This is a genomic window from Pseudomonas sp. LP_7_YM (assembly GCF_004364435.1).
In the GTDB taxonomy this organism is placed as follows: domain Bacteria; phylum Pseudomonadota; class Gammaproteobacteria; order Pseudomonadales; family Pseudomonadaceae; genus Aquipseudomonas.
The window spans coordinates 162,282-179,258 of the sequence record NZ_SOCT01000002.1; the positions used below are offsets into that span (position 1 = coordinate 162,282).

Below are 16,977 nucleotides of genomic sequence, written 5' to 3' on the forward strand. Positions count from 1 at the left end.
GATCAGTGCTTACAAGGACGACCAACGTGAACGCTGTCAGTAAATCGATTCTGGTGGTCGACGATGACCAGGAGATCAGGGAGTTGCTCCAGGCCTACCTGAGTCGCGCCGGCTTTCAGGTGCGCACCGTTGGCGATGGTGCCGAGTTTCGTCAGGCGTTCAACGACGAGCCAAGCGACCTGCTGATCCTTGATGTCATGCTGCCCGACGAGGACGGCTTCAGTCTCTGTCGCTGGGCCAGGCACCATCCACGTCAGCCTCATGTGCCCATCATCATGCTCACTGCCAGCTCTGACGAAGCCGACCGGGTCATCGGGCTGGAGCTCGGTGCCGATGACTACATGGCCAAACCCTTCAGCCCGCGTGAACTTCAGGCCCGGATCAAGGCGCTGCTGCGTCGGGCTCACTTTGGCCAGGAGCGAACGGGCGGCGATGTGCTGGTGTTCGATGAGTGGCGTCTGGACATGGTCAGTCACCGGCTGTTCCACAATGATGGTGAGGAGGTGATCCTTTCCGGCGCCGACTTCGCGCTGCTCAAACTGTTTCTCGACAATCCCCAGCAGATCCTCGATCGCGACACCATCGGCAATGCCACGCGCGGGCGTGAGCTGATGCCGCTGGAGCGCATCGTTGACATGGCGGTCAGCCGGCTTCGTCAGCGTTTGCGCGATACCGGCAAGGCAGCGCGTTTGATCCGCACCGTGCGAGGCAGTGGGTATTTGTTGGCCGCCAATGTGCTGCCACACGCCAGCAACGGCTACTGACCGTTGATAGTGACCGAGAAGAAGCGTCGTCTGCCGGTACCGCGCTCGTTGCTGGGGCGCATGTTGCTGTTGACCTTGCTGGCGGTTTTATTTGCTCAGACGTTGTCCAGCCTGATCTGGCTGTCCCAGTTGCGCGCCACGCAGATGGAGGGTCTTATCACAAGTGCCCGCAGCCTGGGTTATTCGATGTCTGCGAGCGTCAGTTATTTCCGCTCATTGCCTGTGGCTTTCCGCCCGCTGGTGCTCGACCAACTGCGCAGCATGGGCGGTACGCGTTTCTTCGTTTCGCTCAATGACCGTCCGCTGGAAATGCAGGTGCTAGAGCCCACCGCGCGCAAAACGGCGGTGATCGATGTGGTGGGGCAGGTGTTGCGGCAGAACTTGGGCGCCGACCCCGATATCCTCGTACGTTTCGTGCGTCCCGAGGATCTGCGCATATTCAACAGCGGCCTGAGGCTCGACGAACTGCCGCGCTCCTGGGCGCATTACGCATTGACGCTTGAGCCTGTGAACCCACCGGTACTGGTGACTCAGATCGAGCTTTCGCCGGGTGAGTGGCTGTATATAGCGTCGCTGTTGCCCGAGCCGTACACCATGCTTGAGTCAGAGGGGCTGCCCTCGCAGCAGGTCTGGTTCATAAGCCTGACGAGTATTTTCCTGCTGGTGTTCATCGGTTTACTGGTGCACTGGCAAAGTGGTCCACTCAAGCGTTTGGCGCGAGCGGCAAGGGACCTGTCTCTAGGCGCCAATGTCGAGCCGGTGGTGGAGGGCGGTGGCAGTGAAGTGATCGAGGTGACGCGCGCCTTCAACACCATGCGTGATCGCATCAGTCGCTACCTCAATGAGCGCGGCCAGCTGTTCAGCGCCATTTCCCACGATCTGCGTACCCCCATCACGCGTCTTCGCCTGCGCGTGGAGTTGCTGGAAGATGAAATGGTGCAGGCCAAGTTCACCCGTGACCTGGATGAGCTGGAACTGTTGGTCAAAGGCGCGCTGCAGTGCGTGAAGGACACCGACATTCACGAAAACATAGAACCTGTGGACCTGAATCACGCGCTTGATTGCCTGATCGAGCCCTACCTGTCGCGCGCCGGAAACGGGCGAGTCACGCTCGAAGGCAAGGCCATGTCGATGTTCTATGGCAAGCCTCTGGCCCTGCGACGCTGCATGGGCAACTTGATCGACAACGCCATCAAGTACGGCGATAAGGCCCACCTGCTTATCGAAGATAACCCTGAGGCGTTCGTGCTGCACGTCGATGACGAAGGGCCCGGCGTACCCGAGCAGCGTCTGGAACAGGTCTTCGAACCGCATTTTCGGCTAGCGGGTAAACATCTGCAGGGATATGGGCTGGGTCTGGGGATCGCACGCAACATCGCTCACAGTCATGGTGGCGAGGTGAAGTTGCAGAACCTGCGTGAGGGTGGCTTGCGAGTGACGTTGTACCTGCCGCGTGGTGTGGAATAAATCTGCCTTGCAGGTCACTGATAGTCCCGGTGAAATTTCCACCTCCCAGCCTGAATATATGAATGTAACCATATGGTGACACTTGCGCATCCCTTCGTTACCGTGCGCGCTAACCCGTTGTTTAGAATCCGCGTAGCGCAAGCGCCAAGACTTGCTCATGCATAACAACAATAAAGGTCATATAGATGAATTCGATCTCCCGTCTCGCCGCACTCATTTCTCTCGCCTCGTTGTTCCCTCTGAGCGCCATGGCCACTGATTCCAAAGGCACCGTCGAAGTCGTTCACTGGTGGACGTCCGGTGGCGAAAAAGCGGCCGTCGATGTGCTTAAAGCCCAGGTTGAAAAAGACGGCTTCACCTGGAAGGACGGCGCCGTGGCAGGTGGTGGCGGTGCAACTGCCATGACCGTGCTCAAAAGCCGTGCCGTCGCGGGTAACCCCCCTGGCGTGGCCCAGATCAAAGGCCCGGACATTGAGGAATGGGCGTCGACCGGTCTGCTGGACACCGACGTGCTCAAGGATGTCTCCACAGAAGAGAAGTGGGACAACCTGCTCGACAAGAAAGTCTCCGATACCGTGAAGTACGAAGGTAATTACGTGGCCGTGCCGGTGAATATTCACCGCGTGAACTGGCTATGGATCAACCCGGAAGTCTTCAAGAAAGCCGGCATCGAGAAAGCCCCGACCACCCTCGAAGAATTCTACGCAGCGGGCGACAAGCTCAAGGCGGCAGGCTTCATTCCGTTGGCGCATGGCGGCCAGCCTTGGCAGGACAGCACTGTCTTCGAAGCCGTGGTGCTGTCGGTGATGGGTGCCGACGGTTACAAGAAAGCACTGGTCGATCTGGATAACGGCGCATTGACCGGGCCGGAAATGATCAAGGCGCTGACCGAGCTGAAGAAAGTTGCTACCTATATGGATCCCGATGGCAAAGGCCAGGACTGGAACCTTGAAGCAGGCAAGGTCATCAATGGCAAGGCCGGCATGCAGATCATGGGTGACTGGGCCAAGAGCGAATGGACCGCCGCCAAGAAAGTCGCTGGCAAGGATTACCAGTGCGTAGCCTTCCCGGGTACCGACCAGGCGTTCACCTACAACATCGACTCCCTGGCGGTGTTCAAGCAGAAAGATGCAGGCACGGCTGCCGGTCAGCAGGACATCGCCAAGGTCGTGCTCGGTGAAAACTTCCAGAAAGTCTTCAGCATCAACAAGGGTTCGATTCCTGTTCGCATCGACATGCTGAACAAAATGGACTCCTACGGCTTCGACTCCTGTGCCCAGACTGCCGCCAAGGACTTCCTCGAAGATGCCAAGACTGTCGGCCTGCAACCGAGCATGGCGCATAACATGGCAACCACGCTGGCTGTTCAAGGTGCGTTCTTCGACGTCGTGACCAACTACATCAACAATCCGAATGCAGATCCTGCTGACGCTGCGAAAAAGCTCGGTGCGGCGATCAAGTCTGCCAAGTAAGGGTTTTAGCTACGTGCCTCAAGTTACGAGCTACACGTGGCGCGCGTTGCGTCTTGTAGCTCGTAGCGGTCTTCGATCTTTTTCTTTGTACTGGATTTCACCATGAGTTCTGTTGCTGTGTTCAGCAAAGCCTCGCCGTTCGATGCACTGCAGCGCTGGCTACCGAAACTGGTGCTGGCGCCCAGCATGTTCATCATATTGGTGGGCTTCTACGGCTACATCCTGTGGACGTTCGTTCTGTCGTTCACCAACTCGACTTTCCTGCCGTCCTACAAATTCGTCGGGCTGGCGCAATACGCGCGGTTGTTCGACAACGACCGCTGGTGGGTGGCCAGCAAGAATCTGGCGGTATTTGGTGGCATGTTCATCGGCATCAGCCTGGTGGTTGGCGTGTTGCTGGCCGTGTTCCTCGACCAGCGAATTCGTCGCGAAGGGTTCATCCGTACCGTCTACCTGTACCCGATGGCGCTCTCGATGATCGTCACCGGTACGGCCTGGAAATGGCTGCTCAATCCCGGCATGGGCCTGGACAAACTGCTGCGGGATTGGGGCTGGGAAGGTTTTCGCCTGGACTGGCTGATCGACCCTGATCGCGTGGTGTACTGCCTGGTTATTGCGGCGGTATGGCAAGCCTCGGGCTTCATCATGGCGATGTTTCTGGCGGGCTTGCGGGGGGTTGACCAGTCGATCATCCGCGCCGCGCAGATCGATGGCGCCAGCATGCCGAAGATCTATTGGAAAGTGGTGCTGCCAAGCCTGCGCCCGGTGTTTTTCAGTGCCGTGATGATCCTGGCGCACATCGCGATCAAGAGCTTCGACCTGGTTGCGGCGATGACTGCCGGTGGTCCGGGCTACTCGTCCGACCTGCCTGCGATGTTCATGTACTCGTTCACTTTCAGCCGCGGCCAGATGGGCATGGGTTCGGCCAGTGCGATTCTGATGCTCGGTGCGATTCTCGCGATCCTCGTGCCTTACCTGTATTCCGAGCTGAGGACCAAGCGCAATGACTAGTCTCGCTGCCAAACCTTCCATCAGCCTGAGCCGGATCGCCATCTATGCTGTGCTGATCGGTGCTGTGCTGATCTATCTGATTCCGCTGGTGGTCATGTTGCTTACCAGCTTCAAATCGCCGGAAGACATCGGCACCGGCAACCTGCTGAGCTGGCCCACCGAAGTCACCACCATTGGCTGGGTCAAGGCTTGGGCGACGGTGAAGGGCTACTTCGTCAACTCGATCCTGATCACCGTGCCTGCGGTGCTGATTTCCACGGCCATCGGTGCCTTGAACGGCTACGTGCTATCGATGTGGCGGTTCAAGGGCTCGCAGATGTTCTTCGGTCTGCTTTTGTTCGGCTGCTTCCTGCCGTTCCAGACCGTTTTGCTGCCAGCGTCATTCACCCTCGGCAAGATGGGGCTGGCCAGCACCACCACAGGTCTGGTGCTGGTACACGTGGTCTACGGTCTGGCGTTCACCACGCTATTCTTCCGTAACTATTACGTCAGCATTCCCGACGCACTGGTCAAGGCCGCGCGTCTGGACGGCGCCGGCTTCTTCACTATTTTCCGGCAGATCATTCTGCCGATGTCGACGCCGATCGTCATGGTCTGCCTGATCTGGCAGTTCACCCAGATCTGGAACGACTTCCTGTTTGGCGTGGTGTTCTCCAGCGGCGATTCGCAGCCCATTACCGTGGCGCTGAACAACCTGGTCAACACCAGCACCGGGGCTAAGGAGTACAACGTTGATATGGCGGCGGCGATGATCGCCGGTCTGCCGACCCTGCTGGTCTATGTGGTCGCAGGCAAGTATTTCGTGCGCGGGCTGACGGCCGGCGCAGTCAAGGGGTAATCATGGCAACGCTCGAACTTCGTAATGTAAACAAGACCTACGGCACCGGTCTGCCGGACACCCTGAAAAACATCGAACTGTCGATCAAGGAAGGCGAATTCCTGATCCTGGTCGGTCCTTCGGGCTGTGGTAAGTCGACCCTGATGAATTGCATCGCAGGCTTGGAGAGCATTACCGGCGGCGCGATCATGATCGGCGATCAAGACGTCAGCGGCATGAGCCCCAAGGATCGCGACATCGCCATGGTGTTCCAGTCCTACGCGCTGTACCCGACCATGAGCGTTCGCGAGAACATCGAATTCGGCCTGAAAATTCGCAAGATGAACCAGGCAGACATCGATGCGGAAGTGGCTCGCGTGGCCAAACTGCTGCAGATCGAACACTTGCTCAATCGCAAGCCGGGTCAGCTTTCCGGTGGTCAGCAACAGCGTGTGGCGATGGGGCGTGCATTGGCTCGGCGGCCAAAGATCTATCTGTTCGACGAACCGTTGTCCAACCTCGACGCCAAGCTGCGGGTCGAGATGCGCACCGAAATGAAACTGATGCACCAACGCTTGAAGACCACCACGGTTTATGTGACCCATGACCAGATCGAAGCCATGACTCTGGGTGACAAAGTGGCGGTCATGAAAGACGGCATCATCCAGCAGTTCGGCACCCCGAAGCAGATCTACAACGATCCGGCCAATCTGTTTGTCGCCAGTTTCATCGGTTCGCCGCCGATGAACTTCATCCCGCTGCGCCTGCAACGCAAGGAGGGGCGTCTGGTTGCGCTGCTCGACAGCGGTCAGGCGCGGTGCGAACTGCCGATGAGCATGAGCGATGCAGGGCTTGAAGACCGTGAGGTGATTCTGGGTCTTCGCCCCGAACAGATCGTGCTAGCGTCCGGAGAAATGTCGGCAATGCCGACCATTCGTGCCGAAGTACAGGTTACCGAACCCACCGGTCCTGATACGCTGGTTTTCGTCACGCTGAACGAAAGCAAGGTTTGCTGCCGTCTGGCGCCGGATGTAGCGCCGGCGGTGGGTGAAACCCTGAACCTGCAATTCGATCCGGCCAAGGTGTTGCTGTTCGATGCCAAGAGCGGCGAACGCTTGGGGCATTGGTGGAGTCGCAGCCGGTTGAGAGCATCGGCAATGTGACGCGACTCAACCGAAACTGATTCCGCGCGCAGGCGACTGCGTCATGGAGCACAGCTGTCGGGGCGTTTTTTTTCTGCCGTAAAAGCGCCCTGACAGGCACACGAAGCACGTTGGTGACCACGCTGTTTAAAGCTAATAACAATAAAACGAGGATTAAAGGGATGAAGAAGGTGAAAGGCAAATCGCTTAACCAGCGGCACCTGATCGGTGGGTTGTCGGTGTTGGGCGCGTTGACAATGTCAGGGTCGGTGTTCGCGCTGGAACCTTTCAACGCCAACGAACACATGACCGGTGACTGGGGCGGACTGCGCCAGGAGCTGCATGACAAGGGTTACGATTTCAGTCTTGAATACGTAGGTGAAATGGGCGCCAACGTCAAAGGCGGATACAACCACGATAAAACGGCACGCTACAGCGATCAGTTCGCCATTGGCACCAACATCGACCTGGAAAAGGTCTTTGGCCTCAAAGATGCCGAGTTCAAGCTGGCAATCACTGAGCGTAGTGGCAACAACATCTCCAACGACCGCCTGGGTGATCCTCGTATCGGCACCTTGAGCTCCTCGCAAGAAGTCTGGGGCCGCGGCCAGACCTGGCGCCTGACGCAAATGTGGGTCAAGCAGAAGTACTTCGATGGCGCGCTGGACATCAAGCTGGGTCGGATGGGCGAAGGTGAAGACTTCGGCAGCTTCCCGTGCGACTTCCAGAACCTGACGTTCTGTGGCACACAAGCAGCCAACTACGTGAACACCTGGTACAACTGGCCGGTGAGCCAATGGGCCGTTCGCGTGAAATACAACATCACGCCTGAAGTGTTCGCTCAGGTCGGTGTTTACGAGCAGAACCCTTCTTATCTCGAAACCGGCAATGGCTTCAAACTCAGTGGCAGCGGCGCCAAGGGCACGTTGGTTCCTGTAGAGGTGGTGTGGTCTCCTACGGTCAACGACTATGCAGGCGAGTACCGTCTGGGTTGGTACTACAGCAGCCCAAGCGCGAACGACCTGAAGGACGACGTCAATGGCCAGCCCCAAGCGCTGACCGGCAATGACTTCAAATCCCATGGAAGCAAGCACGGGTGGTGGGTCGTTGCTCAGCAGCAACTGACTTCAGTGGGTGGCGACAAGTCCCGCGGCATGAGCGTGTTCTTCAACGCAACCGTGCATGACAAGGCGACCAACTTTGTCGACAACTTCCAGAACGTGGGTCTTGTGTTCAAAGGACCGTTCGATGCACGTCCAAAAGACGACATCGGTGTAGGCGTCTCGCGTATCCATGTCAACGAAGCCGTGCGCGACCGTGCCCGTCTGGTTAACGAACTCAATGGTATCGAGGACTACGATAACCCTGGCTATCTGCCCATTCAGCACACCGAGTACAACTCGGAGATCTACTACGGGGTTCACGTGACAGATTGGCTGACTGTGCGTCCTAACGTGCAATACGTCATGCACCCGGGTGGTACCGATCACGTGGACAACGCACTGGTTGCCGGTATCAAGCTGCAAACGAAGTTCTGATACATAAGCGAACGCTCCTTCGCTCCACAAACGATCAAGGGTCGTGTGTGCTTTACGGGCAGCCTGGCTGCCCGTTTTTTTTGTGTGGCATGGGCTCCGGTTTCGGAGCGTTTTATTCTTAGGGCCGCAGGCGATGCCGTTGCGCGGCGGGTGTCGAATCCGTAAGCGTGAGTCTGGTCGACGCTGCGTGAGCAAGCTCACGCCCGCCCCCAGAACTTGAAGATAAGGATCGGACGGCAATGGCCATCAGGCAGCCGAGCTCGCTTGAGCATCCTCTACAGCGATTTTTCACCTCAGCCAGACCTCAGCCCACGTTTCAGTGGGAGCGTTATCAGCAACGGGACGTGTTGGTGATCAATCACCCACAATGTAAGGCTGTGTTCAGTCGGCAGGGCGCGCAATTGCTGCACTTTCAGCCAGTGGGCGAGAAGCCCTGGCTGTGGTGCGTCGGTGCAATTCGTGGCGGCGTGCCGGTGTGCTGGCCCTGGGTCGGGCGTCACCCGGGCGAAGGCGGCTGGCCTGCCAATGGCTGGGGGCGACTGCTTGACTGGAAGCTGATCGACAGCCAGCAACAGGAGACCGGCGTCTCGCTGCGTTGGCGCTTGAGCCTGTGGGACTGGCAGGTCGATCTTCATGCCGAGTTGGGGCCGGGCATGGTGCTGCGCCTGGAGACGCAGCATCAAGACAGCCAGTCTTGTCGGTTCGGCCACGCCTTGCACGCCTACTGGCGCATCAGTGACATCGCCGATGTCGCGCTGGAAGGACTGGACGGTGCTCAAGGCTATGACGAGCTCAGCCGCAGTGTCTGCGAACAGAAAGGCCAGCTACGGCTCATGGGCAGTTGTCAGCGGGTGTTCGAGCATATGGGTCCGCTGGAATTGCATGACGACGCCTGGCAGCGCCGGTTGAATATCGATGCCCGTGACAGCCTCAGCACCGCGATCTGGCATCCGGGCAGTAGACCGCTGCTGGGTGTGGGCTGCAGTGAAGCGGCGGGGTTTGTTCGGGTCGAAGCGGTGTCAGGCGCCGATGATGTCCTGAGCCTGGCGCCGGGACAGCGGGCGCGTTTGAGCTTGCAGGCAAGTCTGGTCGACCCTGTCTGCATCAACAGGCCTTAATTCAACTCGTCGTCCACCGGATACCGGCTGGCATTGAGGCTTTCCTTGATCTTGCGCAGATGCGGCTGGAAATCCACGCCTCGGCGCAGGGTCATGCCGGTTGCGAGAACGTCGAGAACGGTTAGCTGGATGATCCGCGAGGTCATCGGCATATAGATGTCGGTGTCCTCTGGTAACGGAATATTCAGACTTAACGTGCTGGCCTTGGCCAGAGGGGAGTCGGCTGCTGTCAGACCCAGCACCGACGCGCCGTTCTCCCGGGCCAGACGGGCGACTTCCACGAGTTCGCGGGTGCGCCCGGTGTAGGAAATGATCACGAACAGCTCGCCCGTATGCGCCACCGAAGCCAGCATGCGCTGCATCAGTACATCGGCATGAGCTGTCACCGCCAGATTGAAACGGAAGAACTTGTGCTGGGCATCCAGCGCTACAGGAGCCGATGCGCCGAGGCCGAAGAAGTGAATCTGCCGCGCCTGGATCAATAGATCCACCGCCTTGCTCACCAGCGTCGGGTCCAGCACTTGGCAGACGCTGTCCAGTGACGCGATGGCGCTGGCGAAAATCTTGCGTGTGTAGGCTTCCGGGTTGTCATCGGCCTCTACCGCGCGGCTCACGTAAGCGGCGCCGCTGGCCAGGCTCTGGGCCAATTGCAGCTTGAGTTCCGGATAACCGCTGACATCGAACGAGCGGCAGAAACGATTGACTGTCGGTTCGCTGACTTTTGCGGCCTGGGCCAGCGCGGCAATGCTGAAACGGGTCGCCTGCTGGGGATTGCTCAAAATCACCTCGGCGACTTTGCGCTCGGCCTTGTTCAGTTCGGCAAGACGACTCTGGATCTGCTCCAGAAGATTGCGTACGCGGTCCATTCAGAGTCCTTCTCATAAAGCTGTAACAGGTGGCAGGCATGCATTTATGCAAAAGATGCTCAACTGCCCTTTAGCCTGTAGCAAAGGTGGCCTATCGTACTGAGGGCCTATGGTGATCACCACTGTAATGTGCTTTTTGAGGGAATGTTGTGGTTATTACTACATATGGCCTTGAGTAACGCCTTTAAAAAAGGTATTTGTAGCCTAACTTGATAAAAGAACCAACATTATGCTTTCGATTACGGTTGAACCGTGCACTTTTGCCTTGTTCGGCGCGCTGGGCGACCTGGCCGTGCGCAAGCTGTTTCCTGCGTTGTACCAGCTGGACCGTGCTGGACTGCTGCACGCCGAGACCCGAATCCTAGCCTTGGCGCGCGAGTCGGGTGCTCCCCAGGAGCATCTGGCTTATATCGACAAGAGCCTGCGCCGCTTCGTCCCTGACGCCCAGCTTGAAAGCGAACACGTGGAGCGTTTTCAGGCGCGCCTGAGCTACCTGCACGTGGATTTCCTCAAGGGCGAAGATTACGTTGCCCTGGCTGAAGCGGTGGGCGACGCGCCAACCATGATCGCCTACTTCGCCACACCTGCATCGGTGTATGGTGCGATCTGTGAAAACCTTGCGCAGGTCGGCCTGACCGAGCGCACGCGCGTGGTACTGGAAAAGCCGATCGGCCACGACCTTGCCTCCTCACGCCGGGTCAACGACGCCGTTGCCCAGTTCCTTCCGGAAAACCGGGTTTATCGCATCGACCACTATCTGGGTAAAGACACCGTCCAGAACCTTATCGCGTTGCGCTTTGCCAACAGCCTGTTCGAGACCCAGTGGAATCAGAATTACATTTCCCACGTCGAGATTACCGTGGCGGAAAAAGTGGGGATCGAGGGTCGCTGGGGTTACTTCGATCAGGCCGGCCAACTGCGCGACATGATCCAGAATCACCTCTTGCAGCTGCTGTGTTTGATTGCGATGGACCCGCCGAGCGATCTGTCTGCCGACAGCATTCGCGATGAAAAGGTCAAAGTGCTCAAGGCACTGGCGCCGTTCACGCCGGAGCGTCTTGCGACCCAGGTAGTACGTGGGCAATACATTGCCGGTTACAGCGAAGGCAAACCGGTACCCGGTTATCTGGAAGAGGAAAACTCCAATACCCAGAGCGACACTGAAACCTTTGTCGCCATTCGTGCCGACATCCGTAACTGGCGATGGGCCGGGGTTCCTTTTTATCTGCGTACCGGCAAGCGCATGCCGCAGAAGCTGTCGCAGATCGTCATCCACTTCAAGGAACCGCCGCACTACATCTTCGCACCGGAGCAGCGGATGCAGATCAGCAACCGCCTGATTATCCGCCTGCAGCCTGACGAAGGTATCTCGCTGCAAGTGATGACCAAGGATCAGGGGCTGGATAAAGGCATGCAATTGCGCAGCAACCCCTTGCAACTGAGCTTCTCCGACGCTTACCGCAGTGCCCGCATTCCGGACGCCTACGAGCGGTTGCTGTTAGAGGTCATGCGTGGCAATCAAAACCTGTTTGTCCGTAAGGATGAGATCGAGTCCGCGTGGCAATGGTGTGACCAACTGATTGCCGGCTGGAAGAAGGCGGGCGATGCGCCCAAGCCTTATGCGGCTGGCTCCTGGGGGCCGATGAGCTCCATTGCCCTTATTACTCGTGACGGGAGGTCCTGGTATGGCGATATGTGAACTTGAATTTCCGGCTGGCTTGAAAACCGCCGAATTCGATAACCCCGAACGGTTGGCCAAGGCACTGGCTGATCACGTAGCCGAGCGTCTGAGTGCGGCCATCTCCCGTAATCCGCACGGCGTAGCCACCTTGGTGGTGTCCGGTGGCAAAAGCCCGGTGGCGTTCTTTGAGGCGCTGGCGCAAAAGCCGATCGAGTGGTCGAAAGTCGCGATCAGCCTGGCCGATGAGCGCTGGGTGCCCACCGAGCATGCCGATAGCAATGCAGGCCTGCTCAAGCGCTATCTGTTGCAAGGGCCAGCGGCCAAGGCGGGTTTCTTTAGCCTGTATCGTCCGACCACCACACTGGACGAAGCTGCTGCTGCGACTGATGAGGCGCTCAAGGAGCTGCCGAAGATCGATGTGCTGGTGCTGGGCATGGGCGACGACGGTCATACTGCGTCGCTGTTCCCGGGCAGTCCGAACCTGGCCCAAGCACTGGATCTGCACAGCGAGCGTCGCTGCCTGCCGATGTTGGCGCCGACCATACCTCATCAACGCCTGACCATGACGCGCGCCCTGCTGGCGTCGGCAACCACTCCTATCCTGTCCATTTCCGGGCAGGCCAAACTGCAAACCCTGCGCAAGGCCCTGGCGGGCGATGACCTCGCCGAAATGCCGGTACGTGCATTCCTCAACCCGTCTTTAGAGATCTACTGGTGCCCATAAGTAAAGGATCAGCCGCCATGGAAAATACCCAAGCGAAACAGCCGTTGAACAACATGGCGAGCAAGATTGCCCAGATCGACGCACTCTGCGCGAAGGCGAAGATTCTGCCGGTCATCACCATTGCCCGCGAACAGGATGTGCTGCCGCTGGCTGATGCGCTGGTAGCGGGTGGCCTGAACGCGCTGGAAATCACCCTGCGTTCCGAGTTCGGTCTCAAGGCCATTCGTATTCTGCGCGATGCGCGGCCTGAACTCTGTGTGGGCGCAGGCACCATTCTCGATCGGCACATGCTCAAAGAGGCTGAAGAGGCCGGTTCACAGTTCATCGTTACGCCTGGCAGCACTCAGGATCTGCTGGAAGCCGCGGTGCAAAGCGAGTTGCCACTGCTGCCGGGTATCAGCAGCGCGTCTGAAATCATGATCGGATATGCCTTGGGCTACCGCCGCTTCAAGTTGTTTCCGGCAGAAATCAGCGGCGGCGTGGGTGCGATCAAGGCGCTGGGCGGTCCATTCCCCGAGGTGCGTTTCTGCCCGACTGGTGGTGTAAGCGCCGCCAATCTGAAAAGCTACATGGCGTTGCCTAATGTGATGTGCGTCGGCGGTACCTGGATGATTGATAACGCCTGGGTCAAGAATGGTGACTGGGGCCGCATCACTGACGCGACTGCCGAAGCGATCGCTCTGTTCGACTAAGACGTGAGCCAAAACGCTTGTCCATTGACCATCGATTGATTTTCGACAGCTGCGGTTCATGAAGAGGCTGTTTTAATCATCTCAAGGTGACGGATTCAAGCGCCTCCGCGCTGCTACGAAAGTCGTTGTTGCACGGCTGTTTAACGGTGCTCCTTTGGTCAGGAGCACCGTTTTTTTTGCGTCCTTATTACGCGCAATGGCTCAAGCCAGCGCGCGTATTGCCTCGGTCAGTCGCGCGACATCATCTGCAGAGGTCACGAAGCCTGGGGTGATGCGAATGCACGGTCCACATGCCGATCCGTTTCTGGCGACGGTAAAAATCCCGTGCTCATCCAGCAGTCGCCGGGTCATGAGTGATTGGTCGGCATGACGCGTAAAGCGCAGAGAGGTGATCCCGCAATACAGGCGCGGGTCATCCGGAGTCAGCACTTCGACACCCTGCAGGTTACGAACTTCGCGCACCCACAGGTCTCGCAGGTAGGCCAGGCGCGCACCCTTTACGATAGAACCGCCAATGGCCCTGTGCTCGCTGAAGACCTTGGTCAGCGTCATCAGCGCGGGAATGTTGGGCGTGCCGTAAGGCGCTCGGCCCAGAATATCGTCAGGCGCATAGCGGGCATCGCCCATGTCGGGATCGATAGATGACAGCCGTTGCTGCTTCACGTAAATGAAGCCCAGACTCAACGGTGCTCCCATCCATTTCTGCAGGTTGAAACCGGCGAAAGCCACTCCCAATTCACCCAGGCTGAAATCCAGCTGCCCGAGGGCGTGAGCGCCATCGAGAATCACATCGATGCCGTGGGCCTTGGCCTGGGCCGCAATGGCCTGCACAGGCATGACAAGACCGGTGCGATGGGTGACGTGGGTAAGCGCCATCAGCTTGAGACGTGGGTGGGCGGCAAATGCATCGCGATAGGCATCAAGCAGAGACTCATAACTGGCCGGGTGCGCGTGGCTGATCTCGATCACTTCAACACCTCGATTTTTCGCCAGCCAGCGCATCGCGCTCTGTACGCTGCTGTAATCCAGATCGCTGATGAGCACCTGATCTCCAGGTTGCAGCTCATTGTAGTTACGGATAAGCGTTTGCAGTGACTCCGAGGCACAGCGAGTGAGGGCAACTTCCTGTCTCGGGATACCCAGCAATTCGGCTAGATCGGCGCGGATCACCTCGCTGTCTTCGGTATCGAAGCGCTGGCGTACGTACACTGAGTTGCTGCTATTTACATACGCCAGATGCTGCTCATAAGTGCGCAACACTTCCCGAGTCATGCGCCCGAAATAGCCGTGCTCGAAGTTGAGCGGGCCAGGCTCGACCTCGTACTGGCGCGCTACGCCTCGCCAAAATGCCTCATCCTGTGCGCGTTCAAGCGCTGAATCCTTTCCTGCAGGTTGAACGTGGGTCATCGGATCGCTCGTCTCATTGAATGGGTCAGGAAAAACGAATCGGGGTTTTTATCGAGTTTTCCAGTAACGGGGCTCGAGGCTTGGTCCGCAATGGATCGAGCAGATTGGACAAGCCGTTGTGATCAATCTCGTGCATCAATGCCAGCAGGCTTCCCAGCTCCCCGGTCGGGAAGCCTTTGCGGGCAAACCAGTTCAAATAATCGCCAGGCAAGTCTGCCAGCAGGCGATCTTTGTATTTACCGTACGGCATCTCGCGAGTAACCAAAAGCTTGAGTTTTTCAGGATTCATGGGCGACCTTTGGTGCTTTTTAATGAACTTCGACAATACGTGCATTCTGCATGTACGCAAATGCATAGATCATGCAGAAAACCAGCTGCATCTGTATGGGTCGAATCATAACTTAATGAAAAATAAGGATTATTTTTATGGAAGAGATTGGCACGCAGGCTGCAACGTTAAGGCTATCAAGCGTAGATACATCAATTATTCGATTAACCTGCCAGAAAGGAACTGCAAAATGACAGATATCAATAAAGAATCGATCTCGGTACTCAACGATCTGATCGAGACCAGCATCGACGGCGAAAAAGGTTTTCACACCGCTGGTGAAGATATCAAGAACCCAGAAATCAAAGCGTATTTCCTTTCTCGTTCTACCGAGTGCAAGACTGCCGTAGCCGAGCTGCAGGCCGAAGTGCGTAAACTGGGTGGGAACCCGGATGATTCGTCCAGCGTCCTTGGTGGTGCGCATCGCCTGTGGGTAGAGCTGAAAGCAGCCGTTACTGGCAAAAGTGACGAAGCTGTGCTCGACGAAGTTGAAAGGGGTGAAGATCATGCGCTTAAAGCTTACAAAGAAGCTTCCCAGAAGGCTGCTGAGAAGAACTTGCCAGTCGATGTAACTACCCTTATTCGTCGCCAACAGGCTGGCGTTCAAGCTAACCACGACAAAGTAAAAGCGCTGCGTAACGATGTCAAAGCAGCCAACCACGCAAAATAAGTGGCTTAGCGGGTCTTATTTGATCCGCTTTAACCCATTCAAAAACGCCAAGTCCTGCTTGGCGTTTTTGTGCGTTGTAATTGGGGCCTGCACCAGGGAAGGAGAGCGAGGACAGTGCAGCGACATTAGCTCCTACTCTCCCTCATCAAACCTGTCGTTGATCAGCTTGATCAAACCCTCCAGCGCGGCCTGTTCGTTTTCGCCTTCGGTCATCAGGTAGATATCGGTGCCCTTACCGGCTGCCAGCATCATCACGGCCATAATGCTTTTGCCATCGACCATGGTGTCTGGCGTGCGACCAACTCGAATTTGACAAGGGTACTGGCCAGCGACGCCGACGAACTTTGCAGCGGCGCGGGCGTGCAGGCCCAGCTTGTTGATGATGGTGATCTGGTGAGCGGGCATCGCGGTGGGGATCCTTTCAGCTTAGGTCTCTGTGGCGGACCTGAACATTCTTGAGCGATTGTTGCAGGACCTGACCCAGGCGTTCGGTCAGGTAGACGGAGCGGTGATGGCCGCCCGTGCAGCCAATGGCAATGGTGACGTAGGCGCGGTTGCTGGCTGCAAAGCGTGGCAGCCACTTGGTCAGGTAGGAAGAAATATCCTGGAACATCTCCTCGACATCGGACTGGGCAGCCAGATAGTCCGCCACAGGTTTGTCGAGTCCGGATTGCTCCCGAAGTTCGGGCTTCCAATAGGGGTTAGGCAGGCAGCGCACGTCAAAGACAAGGTCTGCATCTACAGGCATGCCGCGTTTGAAGCCGAATGACTCGACTAGAAAGGCGGTACCGGGTTCCGGCTTGTTCAGCAGGCGCAACTTGATCGTGTCGCGCAACTGATAGAGGTTTAAATGGGTAGTATCGATGGTCAGGTCTGCCAGATCGATAATTGGCCCAAGCAACGCTTTCTCGTCACGTATGGCTTCTGCAAGAGAACGCGTGGCGTTGCTCAGCGGATGGCGCCGGCGGGTTTCGGAAAATCGCTTGAGCAGCGTGGCCTCGTCGGCGTCCAGGAACAGGACATCGCATCGGATATGCCGGGTGCGCACCTCTTCGAGCATCCGCGGAAAGCGAGTCAGGTGGCTGGGCACGTTACGCGCATCAATGGAAACTGCCAGCAGGGGCTCAGCCAGCTCGGTGTTTATGAGTGCGCGCTCGGCTAGCTCGGGAAGCAGGCCTGCGGGGAGATTGTCGACGCAGTAGAAACCGCTGTCTTCCAGCACATCCAGGGCTGTGCTCTTGCCGGAGCCCGAGCGGCCGCTGACGATGACCATGCGCATG

General features: G+C 57.7%; 17 protein-coding genes. 12 read left to right on the forward strand and 5 right to left on the reverse strand.

The features are described from left to right. Positions 1-26: 26 nt before the first annotated feature. The 8 genes from EC915_RS05765 (at position 27) to EC915_RS05800 (ending at position 9,329) form a co-directional block, all read left to right on the forward strand. Entirely contained in the window at positions 27-764 is a 738-nt protein-coding gene (locus EC915_RS05765; protein ID WP_133749577.1) for a response regulator, read from the forward strand. A gap of 60 nt (positions 765-824) precedes the next feature. Continuing rightward, positions 825-2,231, forward strand: coding sequence for an ATP-binding protein (locus EC915_RS05770; RefSeq protein ID WP_133750150.1), 1,407 nt, complete (start codon positions 825-827; stop codon positions 2,229-2,231). Positions 2,232-2,416: 185 nt separating this feature from the next. Continuing rightward, positions 2,417-3,703 carry an ABC transporter substrate-binding protein gene (locus EC915_RS05775; RefSeq protein ID WP_133749578.1) on the forward strand — a complete coding sequence of 429 codons (1,287 nt, stop codon included), beginning with the start codon at positions 2,417-2,419 and terminating at the stop codon, positions 3,701-3,703. A gap of 102 nt (positions 3,704-3,805) precedes the next feature. Further along, positions 3,806-4,714, forward strand: a complete 909-nt coding sequence (locus EC915_RS05780; protein WP_133749579.1) for a carbohydrate ABC transporter permease — start codon at positions 3,806-3,808, stop codon at positions 4,712-4,714. Continuing rightward, positions 4,707-5,552, forward strand: coding sequence for a carbohydrate ABC transporter permease (locus EC915_RS05785; protein WP_133749580.1), 846 nt, complete (start codon positions 4,707-4,709; stop codon positions 5,550-5,552). Before EC915_RS05780 ends, EC915_RS05785 begins: the two co-directional genes overlap by 8 nt. Before the next feature lie 2 nt (positions 5,553-5,554). Next, complete coding sequence (locus EC915_RS05790; RefSeq protein WP_133749581.1) at positions 5,555-6,694, forward strand: ABC transporter ATP-binding protein; 1,140 nt, start codon at positions 5,555-5,557, stop codon at positions 6,692-6,694. 161 nt (positions 6,695-6,855) lie between these two features. Then, positions 6,856-8,211, forward strand: a complete 1,356-nt coding sequence (locus tag EC915_RS05795) for a carbohydrate porin (protein WP_133749582.1) — start codon at positions 6,856-6,858, stop codon at positions 8,209-8,211. Between the two features lie 239 nt (positions 8,212-8,450). Continuing rightward, positions 8,451-9,329, forward strand: coding sequence for a D-hexose-6-phosphate mutarotase (locus EC915_RS05800; protein ID WP_133749583.1), 879 nt, complete (start codon positions 8,451-8,453; stop codon positions 9,327-9,329). Here EC915_RS05800 and EC915_RS05805 read toward each other — a convergent pair. Beyond that, a complete protein-coding gene (locus EC915_RS05805) occupies positions 9,326-10,195 on the reverse strand; it encodes a MurR/RpiR family transcriptional regulator (protein ID WP_133749584.1) in 870 nt (289 codons plus the stop codon). The genes EC915_RS05800 and EC915_RS05805 overlap by 4 nt on opposite strands. Positions 10,196-10,424: 229 nt before the next feature. Here EC915_RS05805 and zwf point away from each other — a divergent pair, with 229 nt between their 5' ends. Genes zwf through EC915_RS05820 form a run of 3 tightly spaced genes read left to right on the forward strand, consistent with a single transcriptional unit; the run spans position 10,425 to position 13,292 of the window. Next, complete coding sequence (zwf, locus tag EC915_RS05810; protein WP_133749585.1) at positions 10,425-11,894, forward strand: glucose-6-phosphate dehydrogenase; 1,470 nt, start codon at positions 10,425-10,427, stop codon at positions 11,892-11,894. Next, a complete protein-coding gene (gene pgl, locus EC915_RS05815) occupies positions 11,881-12,600 on the forward strand; it encodes a 6-phosphogluconolactonase (RefSeq protein WP_133749586.1) in 720 nt (239 codons plus the stop codon). The genes zwf and pgl overlap by 14 nt, the downstream gene beginning before the upstream one ends. Before the next feature lie 17 nt (positions 12,601-12,617). Next, on the forward strand, positions 12,618-13,292 hold the full coding sequence (locus EC915_RS05820; RefSeq protein ID WP_133749587.1) for a bifunctional 4-hydroxy-2-oxoglutarate aldolase/2-dehydro-3-deoxy-phosphogluconate aldolase: 675 nt from the start codon (positions 12,618-12,620) through the stop codon (positions 13,290-13,292). A gap of 201 nt (positions 13,293-13,493) precedes the next feature. On the opposite strand, the gene EC915_RS05825 is transcribed toward EC915_RS05820, so the two are convergent. Both EC915_RS05825 and EC915_RS05830 read right to left on the reverse strand, forming a co-directional pair. Further along, positions 13,494-14,699 carry an aminotransferase class V-fold PLP-dependent enzyme gene (locus EC915_RS05825; protein WP_133749588.1) on the reverse strand — a complete coding sequence of 402 codons (1,206 nt, stop codon included), beginning with the start codon at positions 14,697-14,699 and terminating at the stop codon, positions 13,494-13,496. A gap of 25 nt (positions 14,700-14,724) precedes the next feature. Beyond that, positions 14,725-14,988: a DUF3820 family protein gene (locus EC915_RS05830; protein ID WP_133749589.1), complete on the reverse strand. Its 264-nt coding sequence runs from the start codon at positions 14,986-14,988 to the stop codon at positions 14,725-14,727. 229 nt (positions 14,989-15,217) lie between these two features. On the opposite strand from EC915_RS05830, the gene EC915_RS05835 reads away from it, so the two are divergent. Continuing rightward, positions 15,218-15,697: a PA2169 family four-helix-bundle protein gene (locus EC915_RS05835; protein WP_133750151.1), complete on the forward strand. Its 480-nt coding sequence runs from the start codon at positions 15,218-15,220 to the stop codon at positions 15,695-15,697. Positions 15,698-15,829: 132 nt separating this feature from the next. Here EC915_RS05835 and EC915_RS05840 read toward each other — a convergent pair whose 3' ends face one another. Beyond that, complete coding sequence (locus EC915_RS05840) at positions 15,830-16,102, reverse strand: HPr family phosphocarrier protein (RefSeq protein ID WP_133749590.1); 273 nt, start codon at positions 16,100-16,102, stop codon at positions 15,830-15,832. A 16-nt stretch (positions 16,103-16,118) separates the two neighbouring features. Beyond that, positions 16,119-16,976: an RNase adapter RapZ gene (gene rapZ, locus EC915_RS05845; protein WP_133749591.1), complete on the reverse strand. Its 858-nt coding sequence runs from the start codon at positions 16,974-16,976 to the stop codon at positions 16,119-16,121. Between the last annotated feature and the right edge of the window lies 1 nt (position 16,977).

Excerpts from the sequence above, each read along its gene's own strand:
- EC915_RS05770 (WP_133750150.1), top strand. The coding sequence starts at position 825 with ATGTTGCTGTTGACCTTGCTGGCGGTTTTATTTGCTCAGACGTTGTCC.
- EC915_RS05775 (WP_133749578.1), top strand. The coding sequence starts at position 2,417 with ATGAATTCGATCTCCCGTCTCGCCGCACTCATTTCTCTCGCCTCGTTG.
- EC915_RS05780 (WP_133749579.1), top strand. The coding sequence starts at position 3,806 with ATGAGTTCTGTTGCTGTGTTCAGCAAAGCCTCGCCGTTCGATGCACTG.
- EC915_RS05785 (WP_133749580.1), top strand. The coding sequence starts at position 4,707 with ATGACTAGTCTCGCTGCCAAACCTTCCATCAGCCTGAGCCGGATCGCC.
- EC915_RS05790 (WP_133749581.1), top strand. The coding sequence starts at position 5,555 with ATGGCAACGCTCGAACTTCGTAATGTAAACAAGACCTACGGCACCGGT.
- EC915_RS05795 (WP_133749582.1), top strand. The coding sequence starts at position 6,856 with ATGAAGAAGGTGAAAGGCAAATCGCTTAACCAGCGGCACCTGATCGGT.
- EC915_RS05800 (WP_133749583.1), top strand. The coding sequence starts at position 8,451 with ATGGCCATCAGGCAGCCGAGCTCGCTTGAGCATCCTCTACAGCGATTT.
- EC915_RS05805 (WP_133749584.1), bottom strand. The coding sequence starts at position 10,195 with ATGGACCGCGTACGCAATCTTCTGGAGCAGATCCAGAGTCGTCTTGCC.
- zwf (WP_133749585.1), top strand. The coding sequence starts at position 10,425 with ATGCTTTCGATTACGGTTGAACCGTGCACTTTTGCCTTGTTCGGCGCG.
- pgl (WP_133749586.1), top strand. The coding sequence starts at position 11,881 with ATGGCGATATGTGAACTTGAATTTCCGGCTGGCTTGAAAACCGCCGAA.
- EC915_RS05820 (WP_133749587.1), top strand. The coding sequence starts at position 12,618 with ATGGAAAATACCCAAGCGAAACAGCCGTTGAACAACATGGCGAGCAAG.
- EC915_RS05825 (WP_133749588.1), bottom strand. The coding sequence starts at position 14,699 with ATGACCCACGTTCAACCTGCAGGAAAGGATTCAGCGCTTGAACGCGCA.
- EC915_RS05830 (WP_133749589.1), bottom strand. The coding sequence starts at position 14,988 with ATGAATCCTGAAAAACTCAAGCTTTTGGTTACTCGCGAGATGCCGTAC.
- EC915_RS05835 (WP_133750151.1), top strand. The coding sequence starts at position 15,218 with ATGACAGATATCAATAAAGAATCGATCTCGGTACTCAACGATCTGATC.
- EC915_RS05840 (WP_133749590.1), bottom strand. The coding sequence starts at position 16,102 with ATGCCCGCTCACCAGATCACCATCATCAACAAGCTGGGCCTGCACGCC.
- rapZ (WP_133749591.1), bottom strand. The coding sequence starts at position 16,976 with ATGCGCATGGTCATCGTCAGCGGCCGCTCGGGCTCCGGCAAGAGCACA.